This window comes from Frateuria sp. (genome assembly GCF_035695185.1).
Classification (GTDB): Bacteria; Pseudomonadota; Gammaproteobacteria; order Xanthomonadales; family Rhodanobacteraceae; genus Frateuria_A.
This window is the reverse complement of sequence record NZ_DASSES010000088.1, coordinates 18,291-35,838: the sequence shown is the minus strand read 5'-3', so window position 1 is coordinate 35,838 and position 17,548 is coordinate 18,291. Positions and strand designations below refer to the sequence as shown.

The 17,548-nt window shown below is 60.9% G+C and carries 12 protein-coding genes; 2 read left to right on the top strand and 10 right to left on the bottom strand.

Going from position 1 to position 17,548, the window contains the following annotated elements; all coding sequences use genetic code 11:
• Both VFH59_RS06365 and VFH59_RS06360 read left to right on the top strand, forming a co-directional pair.
• The coding region (locus VFH59_RS06365) for a glycosyltransferase family 2 protein (protein ID WP_325164052.1) at nt 1-667 on the top strand (667 nt) is incomplete at its 5' end.
• 154 nt (nt 668-821) lie between these two features.
• Nucleotides 822-2,231 (top strand): mannose-1-phosphate guanylyltransferase/mannose-6-phosphate isomerase, encoded by a 1,410-nt coding sequence (locus tag VFH59_RS06360; RefSeq protein ID WP_325164051.1) that lies wholly within the window; start codon nt 822-824, stop codon nt 2,229-2,231.
• A gap of 40 nt (nt 2,232-2,271) precedes the next feature.
• Here VFH59_RS06360 and VFH59_RS06355 read toward each other — a convergent pair whose 3' ends face one another.
• The 10 genes from VFH59_RS06355 to VFH59_RS06310 all read right to left on the bottom strand — a co-directional run bounded on the left by VFH59_RS06355 (nt 2,272) and on the right by VFH59_RS06310 (nt 17,407).
• A complete protein-coding gene (locus tag VFH59_RS06355) occupies nt 2,272-3,624 on the bottom strand; it encodes a phosphomannomutase (RefSeq protein ID WP_325164053.1) in 1,353 nt (450 codons plus the stop codon).
• A 207-nt stretch (nt 3,625-3,831) separates the two neighbouring features.
• On the bottom strand, nt 3,832-5,976 hold the full coding sequence (locus tag VFH59_RS06350; RefSeq protein WP_325164050.1) for a hypothetical protein: 2,145 nt from the start codon (nt 5,974-5,976) through the stop codon (nt 3,832-3,834).
• Nucleotides 5,960-6,874: an NAD-dependent epimerase/dehydratase family protein gene (locus VFH59_RS06345; RefSeq protein WP_325164049.1), complete on the bottom strand. Its 915-nt coding sequence runs from the start codon at nt 6,872-6,874 to the stop codon at nt 5,960-5,962. Before VFH59_RS06345 ends, VFH59_RS06350 begins: the two co-directional genes overlap by 17 nt.
• 1 nt (nt 6,875) lies before the next feature.
• Nucleotides 6,876-7,910 (bottom strand): GDP-mannose 4,6-dehydratase, encoded by a 1,035-nt coding sequence (gene gmd, locus VFH59_RS06340; protein WP_325164048.1) that lies wholly within the window; start codon nt 7,908-7,910, stop codon nt 6,876-6,878.
• A 93-nt stretch (nt 7,911-8,003) separates the two neighbouring features.
• On the bottom strand, nt 8,004-11,405 hold the full coding sequence (locus VFH59_RS06335) for a glycosyltransferase family 1 protein (protein ID WP_325164047.1): 3,402 nt from the start codon (nt 11,403-11,405) through the stop codon (nt 8,004-8,006).
• A gap of 2 nt (nt 11,406-11,407) precedes the next feature.
• A complete protein-coding gene (locus tag VFH59_RS06330; protein ID WP_325164046.1) occupies nt 11,408-12,769 on the bottom strand; it encodes an FkbM family methyltransferase in 1,362 nt (453 codons plus the stop codon).
• Nucleotides 12,766-13,989 (bottom strand): ABC transporter ATP-binding protein, encoded by a 1,224-nt coding sequence (locus tag VFH59_RS06325; RefSeq protein WP_325164045.1) that lies wholly within the window; start codon nt 13,987-13,989, stop codon nt 12,766-12,768. Before VFH59_RS06325 ends, VFH59_RS06330 begins: the two co-directional genes overlap by 4 nt.
• The gene (locus VFH59_RS06320; protein WP_325164044.1) at nt 13,986-14,780 is read right to left on the bottom strand and encodes an ABC transporter permease; all 795 of its coding nucleotides are present in this window, start codon (nt 14,778-14,780) and stop codon (nt 13,986-13,988) included. The genes VFH59_RS06325 and VFH59_RS06320 overlap by 4 nt, the downstream gene beginning before the upstream one ends.
• A 33-nt stretch (nt 14,781-14,813) precedes the next feature.
• Entirely contained in the window at nt 14,814-16,223 is a 1,410-nt protein-coding gene (locus VFH59_RS06315) for a glycosyltransferase family 4 protein (RefSeq protein ID WP_414655857.1), read from the bottom strand.
• 17 nt (nt 16,224-16,240) lie between these two features.
• Entirely contained in the window at nt 16,241-17,407 is a 1,167-nt protein-coding gene (locus tag VFH59_RS06310) for a PLP-dependent aspartate aminotransferase family protein (protein ID WP_325164042.1), read from the bottom strand.
• Nucleotides 17,408-17,548: the final 141 nt, after the last annotated feature.

Genomic DNA, 17,548 nt, shown 5'->3' with positions numbered 1-17,548 from the left:
CCAGTATTGCGGTGCCGATATTCCCAGACTGACCGCGCCGGTGCTTGCCCACGAGGCCGACATGGTGATCGGCGCCCGCCCGATCGACGAGACCGAACATTTTTCTTGGATCAAGAAGAAGCTGCAGCGGCTGGGTAGCTGGGCGGTGCGCGTAGCCAGCAAGACCGACGTGGCCGACGCCCCGAGCGGCTTCCGCGCGATATCGCGTGACGCGGCCATGCAGCTGAACGTGTTCAATGCCTACACGTACACACTCGAGACCATTATCCAGGCCGGTCAGAGCAACCTGCGCATTGTGTCGGTTCCCGTCCGCACCAATGGCGATCTGCGACCGTCTCGACTTGTAAAGAGCATCTCGAGCTACGTGCAGCGTTCACTGGTGACCATCCTGCGCGCCTTCGTGATCTACAAGCCGTTGAGGTTCTTCGCGCTCCTTGGCTCTGGTTTCACGCTCGTCGGTATGGCCGCGGGACTGCGTTATCTCTGGTACTTCTTCAACGGCGATGGAGCGGGCCACGTGCAGTCGGTGATCCTGTGCGCACTCAGCCTGATCGTGGGCGTGCTGTTGTACATGATGGGCATCATCGGCGACCTCATTGCCACCAACCGCAAGCTGCTCGAGCGCATCCATCTTCGCGTGCAGCGGCTTGAATATCGACAGAAATGAGGGACGGCGGCGAGTGTCGCCCGCCTGAAGCTCTTCCCATGGAGGATCGGGAAGGCTGCGCATCGGGCGTCCGATTGACCCGATCAGCTGGCGCCGCGATACGCGGTCTTGGACAATGGTCGGCATAGACCGGTAACCGTACAAGGAGTTCCACATGTTGATTCCCGTCATCCTCAGCGGGGGCAGCGGCACCAGGCTATGGCCGCTGTCGCGCAAAAACATGCCCAAACAGTTTCTAGCGCTGGCCGGGGACAGCAGCCTGTTCCAGCAAACCGTCGCGCGCACACATCGCCTCGTCGATGCCACCTCACCCATTGTCGTGTGCAGCGAAGACCATCGGTTTCTGGTGGCCGAGCAACTGCTCGAGCTGGATGTCAAGGGGGCCTCGATCATGCTTGAGCCGTTGCCGCGCAATACCGCACCGGCGATCGGCCTAGCTGCATTGCAGGCCATGGAGCGCGATCCGGACGCAGTGATCCTTGTGCTGCCGGCCGACCACCTCATCGGCGATGAGCAGAACTTCCAACAGGCGGTCGCCAGTGCGCTGCCCGTCGCCCGGGAGGGATGGCTGGTGACCTTCGGCATCCGACCGGACGGACCGGAGACGGGGTTCGGTTACATCCGCCGCGGGGAAGGCATCCCGGGCGCCTTCCGCGTCGCCCGCTTCGTGGAGAAGCCTGACGCCGCGACGGCTCGGTCCTACGTCGACGATGGCGGCTACGACTGGAACTCGGGGATGTTCATGTTCCAGGCAAGGCGGTACATGGAGGAGCTCGAGCAGCACGCGCCGGGGATCTCCGCGGCCGTGCGCGCGTCGTTCGAAACCGCCTCCGCCGATCTGGATTTCGTGCGCATCGATAAGTCCTCCTTCACCGCCAGCCCGGAGGATTCGATCGACTACGCAGTGATGGAGCGGACCGATCGCGCAGCCGTGGTGCCCGTCAGTTGCGGATGGAGCGACATCGGCTCGTGGTCGGCCTTGTGGAGCGCGGCTGAAAAAGACAGCGACGGCAACCGTCTCGAAGGCGATGTCATGGCCATCGACAGCCGCAACTGCCTAGTTCGCGCGGGCGACCGGCGCCTGATCGCGACGATCGGCGTTGATGACCTGGTGGTGATCGACACGCCGGACGCGACATTGGTAACCCGCCGCGACCGGGCCCAGGATGTGAAAAAGCTGGTCGATCAGCTGAAGACCGAGGGTCGGCCCGAGCATATGTTCCACCGGAAGGTGTACCGGCCGTGGGGTAGTTATGATTCAATCGACATGGGAGATCGCTTCCAGGTCAAGCGCATCGTGGTGAAGCCGGGCGCGGCCCTAAGTCTGCAGAAGCACCACCATCGTGCGGAACACTGGATCGTGGTATCCGGCACCGCAGAGGTCACGCGCGACCAGGAGGTCTACCTGGTCAGCGAGAACCAGAGCACCTATCTACCGCTGGGTGCGGTCCATCGCCTGCGCAACCCCGGCAAGGTGCCCCTCGAACTGATCGAGGTGCAGTCGGGAAGCTATCTGGGCGAGGACGATATCGTCCGCCTGGAAGATGTCTACGGCAGAGCCTGAGCTGATGCGGGTCTGGAACGCCGGGCCCGCATCCTGGCGATCAGCCACCGGATCGGATCAGCCCGGCGATTTCCTCGGTGCGTTCCCGCATGAGCGTTTCGTCCGCACGTGACTCGACATTCAGCCGAAGCAATGGTTCGGTATTAGAGCTGCGCAGATTGAAGCGCCAATCCCGGAATTCCAGACTTACCCCGTCTGTCCGGTCGATTGAATGCTCGAGCGGGGCGAAGTGCTCAAGGATGCGCGCGGTCGTATCCGCCGCATCCCCCACCCGGAAGTTGATTTCTCCGCTGCATGGGTACGCGGCCATGCGGGCTTCGACCATGTCCGCAAGCGAAAGCCCACTCGCACTGATGCGCTCGGCTACCAGGAGCCACGGGATCATCCCGGAATCGCAATAGGCGAAATCGCGGAAGTAATGGTGGGCGCTCATCTCCCCACCGTACACTGCATTTTCGGCGCGCATGCGCTCCTTGATGAAGGCGTGACCGGTCTTGCTCATGACCGGCACCCCGCCTGCGGCCCGGACCATCTCGATTGTGTTCCAGGTCAACCGCGGATCGTGAATAATCTTCTCCCCAGGATGCCTCTCGAGCAGCTGCGCGGCCAGCAGGCCCACGAGGTAGTAACCCTCGATGAAGCGGCCGTCCGCATCGAAGAAGAAGCACCGGTCGAAGTCGCCATCCCAGGCGATTCCGAGGTCAGCTCCATGCTCGCGCACCGCTTCGGCAGTCGCCGCGCGGTTTTCCCGCAGGAGCGGGTTGGGAACCCCGTTCGGAAACGAGCCGTCCGGCTCGTGATGGATACGCACGAAACCGAACGGAAGATGAGGTGCCAGTGCATCGAGGGCCCGTCCAGCACCACCATTACCAGCGTTCACCACAATCTTCAGCGGCTTGAGAGCACGGCGATCAACATAGCCGAGCAAATGTTGGATATAAGTCGACTTATCCTCGTCGTTGATCATGTGCACCGTGGGGCTGCCTGGCCGGAATAGCCCCTGCTCCGCCAGGTCGCGTATCGCCAATAGGCCGGAATCACCGCTAATCGGACGCGCCCCCGCCCGCACGAGCTTCATCCCGCTGCAACCCATCGGATTATGACTGGCGGTCACCATGACCCCGCCACCCGCCTGACGGTTTGCTGTCTGGAAATAAACTTCTTCGGTGCCACACAAACCAATATCGATCACCGACGCGCCTCCGTCGCTGATGCCCCGGATCAGGGCTGCCGCTAGAGCCGGACTTTCTAGGCGCACGTCTCGACCTACGATTACCTGCCCTGGGGACAAGATCTGCGAGAACGCCCTTCCGATCGCGTAGGCTATATTCTCATTCAACTCAATTGGTACCTCGCCCCGGATATCGTAGGCCTTAAAGCACTCGAGCATTATTGTTTCCCATTGAGAAGAAGAGCGAAAACCGGCGGAAGGCCCGGAGACGTCGGCTTTCAGGCCTAATAGCCACACGGACTGAATCGAGGGCAGCGGTCAACCACCGCATAAGCGGCTATGTGCTCCGATCTACCCTAGGCGTTTAAGAATGCCCATTGCCGGTAATAGCCGAACTACGCCGCGCGCTAAAAGCAGAGCGGGTCCGCGCTAAGGCCGCCTCGAGCAGGAATTTACCTGGACAGACGTCAACATCACCCCAAGCGCACGCTGGTCCCTTCCCCCGGGGACGAACGTACCGCTCCGTACGTGCATATCTACGACTCCAATGACCGCCTCAAGGACGGCTTGGCCAGTTTCCCCTGGCAAGATATCTAGCGTCTTGGCTTGGTCTGGGTCGCCACTTGTCAACGCAACGGAGAGCGACTTCTGTGAGAGGTTACGCATCCGCACCCTCAGCACGCAGCCTTGGTCGCGAGGCACGGCAAAGACAAATTCTCCATCCCCGTCTGTCCAGCGGCCGTAGCCCTGATCTGTCTTTTCTAAACTGTAAAACCCGCGAATTAGGTAGAGCTGCCTGTTCGCCGGCGAAAGAAGCTCCTCCCCTTGCCGAACCGGGCCCCCAGACAAGAATTTCTGCGGGTCCCCTTGGTACCAGAAGTTAACGGCTCCCACGGCAGCTGAGGGCAATTGGTATCGCGGCGTCGCCGATGGTGGATGACCCCACTCACTTCCGGCGACCACCAAGCCCGTTTCCCGCTCGGCAGCTCTGGGACTTGTCGAAACAAAATCCCAAGCCGGCAAGTACGCCTGGGCGTGGTAATACGAAGAGGCGGTAGGCCCACTAAACACGAACGCGGCCCTTTGTGGCTTCACGAAGCGCGCAACATCGACAAGCGCAGCCATCTGCGTCTTCGTGCCCGCCGCCATGCTCTTCACGAGGGCTGCAGCCGAGCCACCACTAAAAACGAAACCGATGCCCATTAATACCAAGGCCGTGGCGGCGCGCCTCCTTCCAGACAGCGCAATGAGAGAGATGAAGACAGCAACAATGCAGGTCCCAACCGCCAATGTGGCAGCCAATCGGCTACCGGTATGAAGGACTATCGTGGAGGGGATTGTTAGCCCTAGCACTCCGATCTTGTTGGAGTCCGGAATGATTTGGCTCAAAAGCAACCCAAGCCCCCCCACTATAAGGATCAGGATGCTCGACCATTTTGAGCCTTGATCCTTAAAGAGCGGCACCTGGACAAGGCACATGAATGCGAATAAGAGCATTACAGGAACTACACCGTCTATGTAACGCCCATAGATGTAGTGGTCTGCTCTCGCAGGAACCGTGATTGCGGCTGCCGATGCGACAAACACTGCGGCAAATCCAAGCACAACGACAAGGGAAAACTGTTGCCAGCCGATATCGCGACCGGATCCGTCACTAGACCTTTCACTTCGCGCCAATAGTTTGAATGCGGAGGCCGCCGCGCCGAACAGCGCGATCCAGATCAGGCCGCCCGTCGAAAAGGAAAGATACCAAAGCTGACCCAAGGCCGAGCGCACAACAGCTAGCAAGTCTTCCGGGTTCAAAAGCCCCCGAATTTTGTTGAACACGCCGTTATTTCTAGCAACAACAGCGTCCCAGCCATGGGACTGAAAATAGTGGTTTATGTGCCGGACAGCTAGAAATAGAGTGATGGAAAAAAGCAGACTATATATGACAACCGCTTTGGAGCAGCGGCCTCTTGCTACGGCGGAAATCACTACTGAAACGCTCACGAGCGGAAGCAAGAGCGCTCGCTGGTGAATCGCGTAGAGATATGCACTTATCAGACATAGCGCCAGCGCCCTTAGCCCATTCGGATGCTTTATGAATAGAGAGGCGGCGTTCGCATAGAACACAAAAAACGTTGCGAATGCGACCTCAGACCACAGCAATCCCGCGTTAAGCTGCAGCGCGGGATAAAGGCTAACCACAAGGCAGACGAAAAAACCTAGCCAGACCCTATTGCCGACGTACCTGAGCCATATAAAGAACAGGTTGACCGATGCGAGCGCGATCAACAGACAATTTTCAACTACCGCGAGGTGATAGGAAAGGTGCGGATCGGTGGTAATCCAAAAAACAGGCGCCATCAACAACGAACAACCCCATGGGTAGTACGAGGCACTCGTCATGTGGAACATGGATCTCGTACCGGACAAGAACCATGCATTACTCAGAAAGCCAACTTCGTCGGCGGCGACGATCAGGTCAAACCGGTCTTTGGTCAAAAGCAAGTAATAGACGAAGACAATTGCCGCCAACGCGACAGCAAAGGGCGTCACGCGGACGCCATGACGATTAATCGGCATGATCAAGACTTTTAACCGCCGATTGATACATCCAGGTCAGCGTCTCCGTAAGATCATGAATTCGCTGTCCCAACTCGCCGACAAGCGAGCTGCTCCCAACCAGACGGAACACCTCACCCCTACGCACAAAATCTGGGTTGATTTCGATGCGCAATTGATGACCAGATATTTTCGCCATCTCCCGAATAACGTATGCGAGAGATCGTCCTTTGCCGGAACACAGATTGAAGGTCTTGCCAGCCGAGCCTGATTTCAGGATACGTACGTACGCTGCAGCGACATCGCGGACATCGCTGAAATCGCGAACGACGTCGGTGTTCCCCAACTGGATGACGTCACTGCGCCTTGCGAAGTGGCCAACGATCTTGGGAATGAGGAACTGCTCTGTTTGCCCCACCCCTGTATAATTGAAAGGACGAGTGATCGTAATCGGCAACCGGTCCGTCCACAGCTTCGCCATGTATTCCATGGCCAGCTTGCTCACGGCGTAATCGTTCGCCGGTGCCGGGGGGGTGTGTTCGGTAATCGGATCCACATCGGCGTTACCGTAAACGTTCGCACTGCTTGCCAGCACCACGAGTCCTGGTTGCTTTCTGGTGCCAGCCAACGCTTCCAGGAGGTTGCGTGTACCGATCACGTTGACGCGATACATTTCCTCCACGTCGCCATGTGCGACAAAAGCGACCGCCGCCAAATGCAACACGACATCGGCCTTGGCGTCGGCAACCGCCTGAGCCACAGCGCCTCGGTCGAGTAGATTTGCCACAACCGTTGAACCGGCAGCATCGCTTTCTAGATGAGTGGCGAGGCCAATTACCTCGTAACCGGCCTTCTCAAGCTCAAGGGCAACATATCTACCGGTAAATCCGTTGCGCCCGGTCAGAAGTGCGCGTGGGCGACCCATCTCAGAACGACGCGCCGCGCTGGTTCCGCGCGATGTCGGCTTCAACCATCATGCGGCACAGGTCCTCAAGGCTCGTGTGGGCCTCCCAACCAAGCTTCTCGCGCGCCTTGGACGCGTCGCCGATGAGCAGGTCGACTTCCGCCGGACGGTAGAAACGCGGATTGATGCGCACGAGCTCGCGCCCGCTGTCTGCGGCCATGCCGCGCTCGTCTTCGCCCTCTCCGCGCCATTCGACTGCGACGCCGGCGGCCTTGAAAGCCATAGTGACGAAGTCCCGGACGGTCTCGGTCCGGTTGGTGGCGAGGACGTAGGTGTCCGGCTCGTCGGCTTGCAGCATGCGCCACATGCCTTCCACGTACTCCTTGGCGTAGCCCCAGTCGCGCTTGGCATCCAAGTTGCCCAACTCCAGCACATCGAGCTTGCCGAGCACGATCTTGGCCACGGCGTCGGTGATCTTGCGGGTGACGAACTCGCGTCCGCGCAGCGGCGACTCATGGTTGAACAGGATGCCGCTGCTGCCGAAGATCTCATAGGACTCCCGATAGTTCACCGTCATCCAATGCGCGTACAGCTTGGCGACGCCGTAAGGGCTGCGCGGATAGAACGGTGTCGACTCGGACTGGGGAACAGCCTGAACCTTGCCGAACATCTCGGAAGTGGATGCCTGGTAGAAGCGGATCTTCCGATTCACCGTGCGGATCGCTTCCAGCATGTGCACCGCGCCGATGCCGGTGATGTGTCCTGTGGTGATCGGCTGGTCGAACGAAACCCCGACGAAGCTCTGTGCGGCTAGGTTGTAGACCTCGGAAACCTCGGTGTTTTCCAGCAGGCGGATGCTGGATCCGAGGTCGGTGAGGTCATACTCCACCAGCGAGAGGTTCGGGTGCTCCGCGACCCCCAGTTCCTCGATTCGCCAGAAATTGACCGAACTGGTCCGGCGATAAGTGCCATAGACACGATAGCCCTTCTCGAGCAGCAACTGGGTCAGGTACGCGCCATCCTGGCCGGAAACGCCCGTGATCAAGGCGGTCTTCATCGGAGTACTCCTGGGAAAAGTCGTGGAAGCCGGTACCCAGCCGAAATTTCCGTTTTGCTGGGCCGCGAACAGAGTATTGTGCCCAGCTGGTCGTCAGCCGGCAATGTGACAGTCGCCTATGAGGCGGAGCTCCATTGCAACAACGAAGACATCGGCCGCGGCGCCCACGGACAACTCGACCCGCCAGTCAGTGGCGTCATCGTCAAGGCGGAAATCAAAAGAGCCAGTCAACCCGTCCACCTCATCCAGTACCAGTTCGTTGGCGACCCTCATGACCTCGCGTCCATCGGCCAGGATCCGCACGGATACGCCCCCCCGGCCACCGCCGAGGAGGCGCAGCTCGTAGCGACCGGCCGCCAGCGGAATGCCCGGTCCAGCCATCAGCAGACCGTCCCTGCCGACGGATCGCAAGCGACCGCGATCAAGGCGGCCGGCGCCACCGGTTAGGCGATAGTCAAATGCGGCGAATCGCCAGAAAAAGCCTGGGCGCCACCTGCGGTACCAACGTTCGTTCTGGATCACTTGCACAAGATCTGCGGTCGCCTCCGCCCACGTCTTCCATCGCATCCCGGAAGAGGATGGAGTCGTCCCGCAGGCAGCGAGTCCGAGCCACTCATGCAGCCGTTGTGCGAGAGCCTCACCGCTGAACCCGGAGAAATAGAACGCATGGTCGCCCGCGATTTCACGAAACACCGGCAAGTCGCGGGCGATCAGCGGCAGGCCATGGTGTGCTGCCTCGATCAGGGGCAGGCCGAACCCCTCCCCCTCGGAGGCCATCAACAGCGCATCAGCACGCCGGTAAGCAGCCAGCAGCAGACCGTCACCCGCCTGTTCGAACCAGAAAAGGCGCCTCCCTCGCTCAGGGTGCTCGCGCATGCGCTCAAGGAGGTCCTCGACCAGCCATCCCGGTTTTCCAATGACCAGCAGGTTGGCCTCCACCCCATCACGCCAGAGATGTTCGAAGGCGTCGAGCACTTGGGCGTGGCCCTTGCGGGGTTCGACGGTGCCGACCATGAGCAGGGTCGGGTTTTGCCCCAGGTCGCCAAGTTCCCCGGAAGCGAGGCGACCGCCCATCTCCGGCTGCGGCGCCAGGTCGGCCCCCAGGTGGAACCAGCCAAGGTTGACGGGCGCTCGCCTTTTCGGGTGTTCCTGGTGCAGCCAGTTTTCAAATTCGTCAGCCACTGACCGCGAAATACAGATCACGCCATCTGCTACCTGCGCTATCGCTGCATACCAGGCGCGGAAGAGCGGCACATTCACCCTATCGAAGCACTCCGGGCGAATCAGGGGCAGGAGGTCATAGACGACAAAGAGAAGCTTGACCCCCCGGTCTCGCATGTGACGGAAAGTTCCGATGTTCTGCGGAATAAGGTGCGCCGCGAGATCCAGGCCAAGGAACACGTCACCTGGATCAAACGCCACAGGCTCGTCAGGAGGCACGGACGCGGATGGAAAATAACGGCGCTGACAATATCCGCGCGCGTATCGCAACACCCCGTCATCACCCATGCGGACAGGCTCGACACGAACGCCCTCGGGCGGCGCCTTCATCAGCTCATCAAGTACGTGGCGGACCACACGTTGAATGCCGGTACCGGCGTCATGGACGGCCAGATTGGAGATATCGATAAACCACTGTCGTGATCCGGGGACAGGACCTGTACGCCTGGAAAGCGCATCCGCAATCTGCTGCCAATGCTCGACCGCGGCCCCCGCTGCGCCTTGCAGCGAAACGATCCGTTCGATGAACGGTTTTGTGTGTTCCCGCCAAGCTAAACGGTCGCGCATCTCGTCGACGGCGGCAGCATCCACCCGTGTGACCTGCCACTTGCCGTGCGCCGCAAGCCCGAGAGCAGTCAACTGCTTTGAGAGCACCTGCGCGGAGAAGTCGGCTGCCTTCGCCGCCGCCAGAGCGTGATAACCACCTGACCGGTACAGCAGTAGCTCCACCAATCTCCGTCCCTCGGGCATCCGCGCAAGGGCATGCATGGCACTGCCCAACCCGGGCTGGCGTAAGTCGAGATCTGCCCGGGTCGTCTCCGCAAGCAGGAGCGTCTTGGCGCAATAAGGATCGTCAGCGAGCTCCAGCAGTACCGTCGCGTGCTCGCCAACGGACGACTTGTCGAAATCGGAGAGCCGGTGTTTTGCCACTATGCCATGGCAATCGGGGTCCGCATAAACGATATGAGCCCCCCCACTTGGAGCCGGACGGGGGTCTGGCGCCGGCAACCATACCACCGGCACCGCCTGCGGGATGGACGATGTCAAGGGGCGATGGGCACTCCGCTTGACTGCCATTTCAAAGCTTTCGATCGCCCGCCGCGCAGATTCCTCCCACGAAAACGATCGAGTGTGATGGCGAGCGTGCGCCTGGAAGCGGGAGCGGAAGCTGGCGTCCGTCAATGCCATGGCAATCGCAGATGCGATCGACTGATCGTCTCGCGGGTCGAACAGGGCTTCAGGGAAACCGATGACCTCCGGCAGACTGGATGTGCCGGAACCGATGACGACGGCCCCGCTGCACATCGCTTCCAGCGCCGGCAAGCCGAAGCCCTCCTGAAGCGAAGGAAAGACGTAGAGGGCACAGAGGTTATAGAGCTTGACCAGGTCCGCGTCAGGGACGTATCCGAGAAACACGACCTCCTCCGAGCCCAGCCCCAACTCGACAACCAGTTGATCGAGTGCCTGCCGTTCTGGCTCCGGAGCGCCGCCGGCGATTGCCAACTGATGTTCGCGACGCAAGGTTGCGGGAAGGCGTGAAAAAGCGCGGATCAGCCCCGCAACGTTCTTGCGTGCGTCGAACCCCCCTGCGTACATTAGAAACGCGCGCGTCAGTCCGTAGCGGCGCATCAACTCCTGACGGAACAGTTCCGGCTCCGGGAGCCGGCGAAAACAATCGTCGGCCGCTCCCGAGATGTCGACGACATGCTCTGCTCCCAGGAGCTCGCGCGCCTCCTCGCAAGAAAAACGGGAGATCCCGCACAACAGGTCCGCACGCCTCAAATGCTCCAACCGCCCGAGGTACCATCGTCGCACACGAGGGTCAGCGAGGTAGGTCTCCTGGTGGACCAGTGGGATAAGGTCGTACAGGGTCACGGCCGTCACGTAGGCAGCCCGCTCCGGCACCGTGCAGACGACGTCGTCTGCCAGCCCTTCGACAAGGCTCGCCACATGCACAACGTCGGGCCGCAGCGTTTGCAGTGCGTGCTCCCTTAGTACCTCCGATGCCGCACGTCGGAAACTGTTAGCCCCGTCGATTTGCGCGGTTTGCTCGAGCCCGCCCCAAACGACCAACCGCTCGGTGGGCAAGATCCCGTCGAACTCAGCCCGCAGCAGCTCGATAGATTCCGCCATCGCGCCGTTGAGCAGCACTGAGATGCAATGGCCTTGCGAGTGGGTGGCCATCGCCTTGGCCAGCGCCAGTGAATAACGTCCGATACCCCGCCGGCGACTCTCGGGCGACTGGCACGCTTGCAGATCCAAAACAAAGTGCATAATCAAACGCCGCTGCTATCGGCTGCCGGGCCATGCGCGTGCTGTTCGCGGGCATCAACGATCTCCGCAAGCACCCGCGAGGCCTGTTCATTCAACGACCCCGTTGGTACCGACAGGTTCGCCTGCTGTGCATCCGGGGCGGTAGCAGCGACCGGCGCACCGAAGAGAAACTGGCGCAAACGAAGTACGAACCGCGAGTCCCTTCCGACCAGGACAACAAACGGCTTCCGCAGCCACCTGTGGGATACGAGCCGGCGTAATAGTGGGCGGCTCACCAGCGCACCAGCTCGAACGCCCTTGCCTGCAATTCTCCGGATCCATCGCAATGGAGCAGTCAAACGCCAGGACGTACTCCGATAAAGGCGATCCGCGACCGAAGAGAGCCGCGCAATTTCCTGATCGCGGGCAGCCACTGCATTGTGCAATAGCGATATCTCGGCGCCGCTGCTCCTCGAGAGCTCTTGTATCCGCACGCCTATCGCCGCTTCGCGCGCCGCAAGGTCGGTTATTTCCCGACGAAGCTGGACCAGGGCCGCTTCGCGCCGCTCGTTCTCGATATGCAGGTGGTTTACCTGCTCACGGAGTGCATCACGCTCTGCTTCGGCGGCAGCCAGCCGCTGCACGCTCAGTAGCGCACCGTAGCGGTCCCGCAGGGCATCCATATCCTGCCGGACAGAGCGCTCGGATGCGCGTATGAAGCGGTCGAACACATTGGGGGGATACTGAAACGCCCCGTCCAGCTCGGAGTGCTCGTTCGCGACGTAAAAACGATTCAACCCGTCCTGGTAGACGAAGTGATAACCCCGTCCGACCAGCAGCGGCTCCCACTCTTCGTAAGCGGGTCTCTGGCTGTTCGGCTCGGTAGCCTCAACCAGGATGATCCAAGGGCGCACTTGGTCAAGGCTGATTCCGCGCAAAGCGGCCGCCTCGGCCCCTTCGCAATCAACTTTGAGAAAATGCACGTCTCGGATCCGCTGCTCACGCAGGATCGAGTCCAAGGTGATACACGGCACATCCGACTCTCGTACCGGATAGCCCGCTTCCACATGCCTTCGTGCAATCTCGGGATCGGTTGTGGAGAGCCCCGTGTCGACGATCTCGAAAAGGTGCAACTCGCCGGGCTTATCGGACACGGCGACCTGCAGGTTTACATCATGTGGTCGATCCGTGACCACCCTTTCGAACCAGTGGCTGACAGGCTCGATATTGATGCCGCGCCAACCGCGCTCGTAGAAGGCCTTGGTTACCGAATCATCGATCGGGTCTTGGGCTCCAACGTCAACGTAGAAGCCCTGCTTCACGTTCTGCAAGGCCCGGAGGAGCATCACGTCTTCGTAGTTCTGCGCGAAGGATACGAAGCTCATAAGTTGACGACCTCGATCACGGGTGGGATCCATGCCGACCCGATGAAGTACGTGCGGGAAAGGTTCGATACGCTGAACACCAGCGCAAGATCCCGCCATTCATAGTTGTTCACCAGATGGGTGTCCGAGCTGACCAGCGCCGTGGATACCGAATAGCTGCCCTGCCCCAGGTTCACCGGGAACCGGATCCGGAATTCCAGCCCCTGGCCCGCATGCACATTGTCGATAGCCTGGCTGGTGTGGTGTGTGTTGGTTCCGAACATCGGCTGGCCGAGCCGATCCTTAATCATGTACCCGAGAACCAGCCTGGGGACATCCGCTCGCGCGACCACGCGAATTCGCAGCGTGACCTGTTGGCCGACGTCCACGAACTCCACGGGATCGCCGTGCTCGTCCAGCAGCGCGATGTCATCGACAACGGCCTCACGGGTTCCCGACGAGGTCTGCTCGCGGCCATGGGAACTCCCCACCTGCACGGTACTGTTTTCGCGTTCGGCGATCAGAGCGTTGTAAAGGTCCATGACTGCGGAAGGGTCACCGTCTTTGATCAGCTGCCCGCGGTCGAGCAGCAATGCGCGGTCACACAAACTTTGCACTGCACCGCTGTCGTGGGAAACAATCAGCAGCGTGGTTCCCTGCTCGCGGAACTCCCGTATGCGTTTGAAGCACTTGTGCTGAAAGTAGGCGTCGCCTACCGATAGCGCCTCGTCCACGATCAGTACGTCCGGGCGGAACGCGGTGGCCACACTGAACGCCACCCGCATCTGCATGCCACTCGAATAGGTGCGGACCGGCTCGTCGAAATAGGCGCCGATCTCCGCGAAGGCCTCTATTTCCGGCATGACCGCATTGATGGCCTCCCGGGAAAACCCCATGAGTCCGGCTGCGTGGTAAACGTTCTCGCGACCGGTCAGGTCAGGGCTGAACCCCATGCCAAGTTCAAGAATGGCAGCGATCCTGCCCTTAACCGAGACCTCGCCCTCGGTCGCCCGCATGGTTCCGGTAATCAGCTTCAGCAACGTACTCTTGCCAGCCCCGTTCTGGCCGACAACACCGATTGATTCGCCCGGCGCGACCGCGAAAGAGATACCTCGCAAGACCCAGTTTTCCACCTTTGGGCGCACCCGAAGCCCCACCCACGTGGCAAACCGCAGCCATTCGCTGCGGTATTCCCGATAGGCCTTGCCCACTTCCCTGACGCTCAGCAACTGGTCCGTCACAGCACGTCCACCATGTCGGGCGCCGCACGTCTGAACAGCGCAAGCGCGGCTCCCAAGAGCAAGATGGACAGCATGGAGATCACCGCAAGTCCGCGGAGTCCGGGAGAGTGCCCATAGAGAATCACTGCCTGAAAATCCCACACCAGATGCGCCATCGGGTTGAGGGTAAGAACTGGTTGGAGCCTCTCCGGGATCAACGTCGGCATGTAGACAATCGGCGTCATCCAGAAGAGCAACTGAAGGATGACATTCATAACCTGGGCCACATCGCGCACGAATACGTTGAGTACGCCCAGTATCAGGCCCACTCCCGCGGCGAAGATTAGGTTGACCAGGATGAGCACTGGCAACCAGAGCAATGCCAGACTGGGCGGATGTCCGATGAGCGCGAACACGCCTGCCGAAGCCAACAGCAGGAGAACGTTATTGACTAATGCGGAACCGGTCGTCACGAACGGAAGGCAGACCTTCGGGAAGACGATCTTCTTCATCAGATTGCCGTTGTCCACGAACAGCGTAAGCGAGCGGGTAAGCACCTCGCTGAAGAGCGCCCAGGCAATCATCCCGGCCATCAGGTAGATGACGTATGCATAACGGCTATCAATGCCGGGAAGCTTGGCCGACATGATCCGCGAAAGTACCAACGAATAGATGGCTACCTGAGCGAGCGGCTGCAATATCATCCACGTTGCGCCCAACTTGCTTCGCGCGAATCGGGACCGAAGGTCGTTCCTTATGGAAGAGAAAATGAAGTTTCGGTATGACCATACCGCCAGCAGAATGTCTTTCATGATGGCCCCGCGTTAAGAACGCCGTCGGACGGCTCAGCAGCTTGCCGAATGGCCAGCTGCAAGACCCGACTGGTGGATCTCCGCCAACCGGCTTGCCAACCGTTGAGCAATCAGCGACGCCGCCAGATTTTCTCGGATATCTCGGGAAGCCCGCTCGCCAACCCGCCTGCCAAGGGCAGGGTCGTCCGCAAGTTGCCTCATATAGTGGGCTGCCTGGGCCACATCAGGATCAGCCCAACGCTGCCCCTCGGCGTACAGATATTCCCCCGGACCAACCGGCACCAAGTCGCAGCTCACCAGAAAGCTGTTTTCCGGCGTCATGAATTCCATGTTGCCTGACCAGCCAGTGGCGATTACCGGCTTTCCGGAGCGCATGCATTCCGCCAGTCCCAGGCCAAAACCTTCCGCCCGATGGAGCGACACGTAAGCATCCGCACACCGCTGTAGCGCCTGCACGTGCTCTCGCTCGATAACCTCATCGCGTACGAGGATACGAGGGTCGCTTGACGCCACATCCAGCAACTCGCGTAATCGGCCCGGGTGGCGGTGGCCATTGCTGGTCTTTATCAGGAGCCGGACACGATCCGAGCCCTCCCCGAACGCAAGATGGAAGGCCCGGATCACGGCCATGGGGTTCTTCCGGTCCATGAAAGAGTTGAAATCAAAACTGGTCAGAAACACGTAATCATCGTCACGCAGACCAAAGTCACTACGCAGCAAACCGCTGTCCGGGTTTTCGAGCACTGGCAGCGGAACATGGAGAATCGGCTTGTCCGTGACGCGCCTTACCAGATCACGCACGAATTCCGATGAGACCATGATCTCGTCCACATGCGCCAAGGCCGGAAGCCACTCGGTCGGAAAATTCTCCAGCTCCCAGAACCAGCAACCGATTGTGTAGCGGCCTCCGAGCTTCTCCGGCCCGATGGCGGCCCTAGCTGCGTCCAGATAGTCGGGGTTGACGAAAACCAGGTTTACCGGATGAGGGGTATCCGGGCCGATGAAGTCATCAAGGCTTGGATCGTCCATGTTGTGCGCGAGGTCCAGGGGGATGTCATACAGGGCGACAGGAAATCCGCCATGCAGGAGTGCGCGGGTGTACAGCCGCGCGCTTTCGGCCAGGCCGAATTGCCCGCGCACGTAGGCAAATATATTGACTCCGCTCCCGCCCCTCGCTGCTTCAGGCTGGCGTGCCATGCGCGCCTCCGGTGCCGGTGACGCACCGACGGCACGCCATCGCGCGGTTCGCCGGAACCGGACCTGTCGGGAGGCTCGCTGAGCCAGCGCCCGCGAAACGGCTGTCCGGAAACCGACCGGGAGATATCTGTAGATCGCTCGCAGCCAGTCCTGCCGGCGAATCCATGCCGACAGGTTGAGCAGCACCAACCCCACGCCCGGTCTGCGTCGGAGCGCAGTGGTCACTGCGTCCCCAAGCCCGTCCATACTCCGCTTCCCTGTACTCAACCGAGCGCCTTCGCGAGCTCGTCGCGGAGGTCCTCTACATTTTCCACGCCAACAGACAGGCGTACCAGTCCATCACTGATGCCAAGCCGCTTGCGGTTGGCCGGCGGCACGGAAGCGTGCGTCATGATCGCGGGATGCTCGATCAGGCTCTCCACGCCGCCGAGGGACTCGGCCAGGGCGAACAGCTCGCAGCGCTCGAGCATGCGGCGCGCCTTGCGCAGGCCGCCCTTGACCTCGATGGAGATGATGCCGCCGAAACCCTGCATCTGCCGCCTCGCCAGCGCGTGCTGCGGGTGGCTCTTCAGGCCCGGGTAGATCACCCGCTCGACGGCCGGGTGGACCTCCAGCCACTGCGCCAGTTCCATCGCACTGCGGCAATGCGCCTGCATGCGCAGGTGCAGGGTCTTCAGACCGCGCATGGCCAGGAACGCGTCGAACGGGCCGGCGATGGCGCCGACGGAGTTCTGCAGGAAGGCCATCCGTTCTGCCAGTTCGTGGCTGCCGGCGACGACGATGCCGCCAACCATGTCCGAATGCCCGTTGAGGTACTTGGTGGCCGAATGCAGCACCAGGTCGGCACCCAGCTCGAGCGGCCGCTGGACCATCGGCGAGCAGAAGGTGTTGTCCGCCACCAGAATCAAACCGTGCTTCCTGGCGAAGGCGGCAACCTTGGCCAGGTCCACCAGCTTGAGCATGGGGTTGGTCGGCGTTTCGCCCCAGATCATGCGGGTGTTGGGCTTGAGCGCCGCCTTGAGCGCCTTGGTGTCGTTCAGGTCGACGAAGTCGAAGTCGAGCCCCGCCGAACGCCGGCGCACGCGCTCGAACAGCCGGTAGGTGCCGCCGTACAGGTCGTCCATGGCGATCACGTGGCTGCCCGAGTCGAGCAGGTCCAGCACCGTGGCTGCGGCGGCCAGCCCGGAGGCGAAGGCGAAGCCGGCGATGCCGCCTTCGAGATCCGCCACGCAGCGCTCGTAGGCCATGCGGGTCGGGTTCTGCGTGCGCGAGTACTCGTAGCCCTTGTGCTTGCCGGGGCTCTCCTGCACGTACGTCGAAGTGGCGTAGATCGGCGTCATGATCGCGCCGGTGCTCGGGTCCGGGTGCTGGCCGGCGTGGATCGCCCGCGTTCCGAGTCCGAGACGGGCGGCGGCTGTCTTCTTGGTCATCGTGTGTAGGCGACTAAGCGGGGATCGGGCCGCCATCTTAACCGCGAAGCCCGCTTTTTCCTTAACTTGCAGCCCGCCAGTCCCTTGCACAGCGCCATTCGGAGATAGGCCATTCAGGCACAATGGGCGCTGGGAACCAAG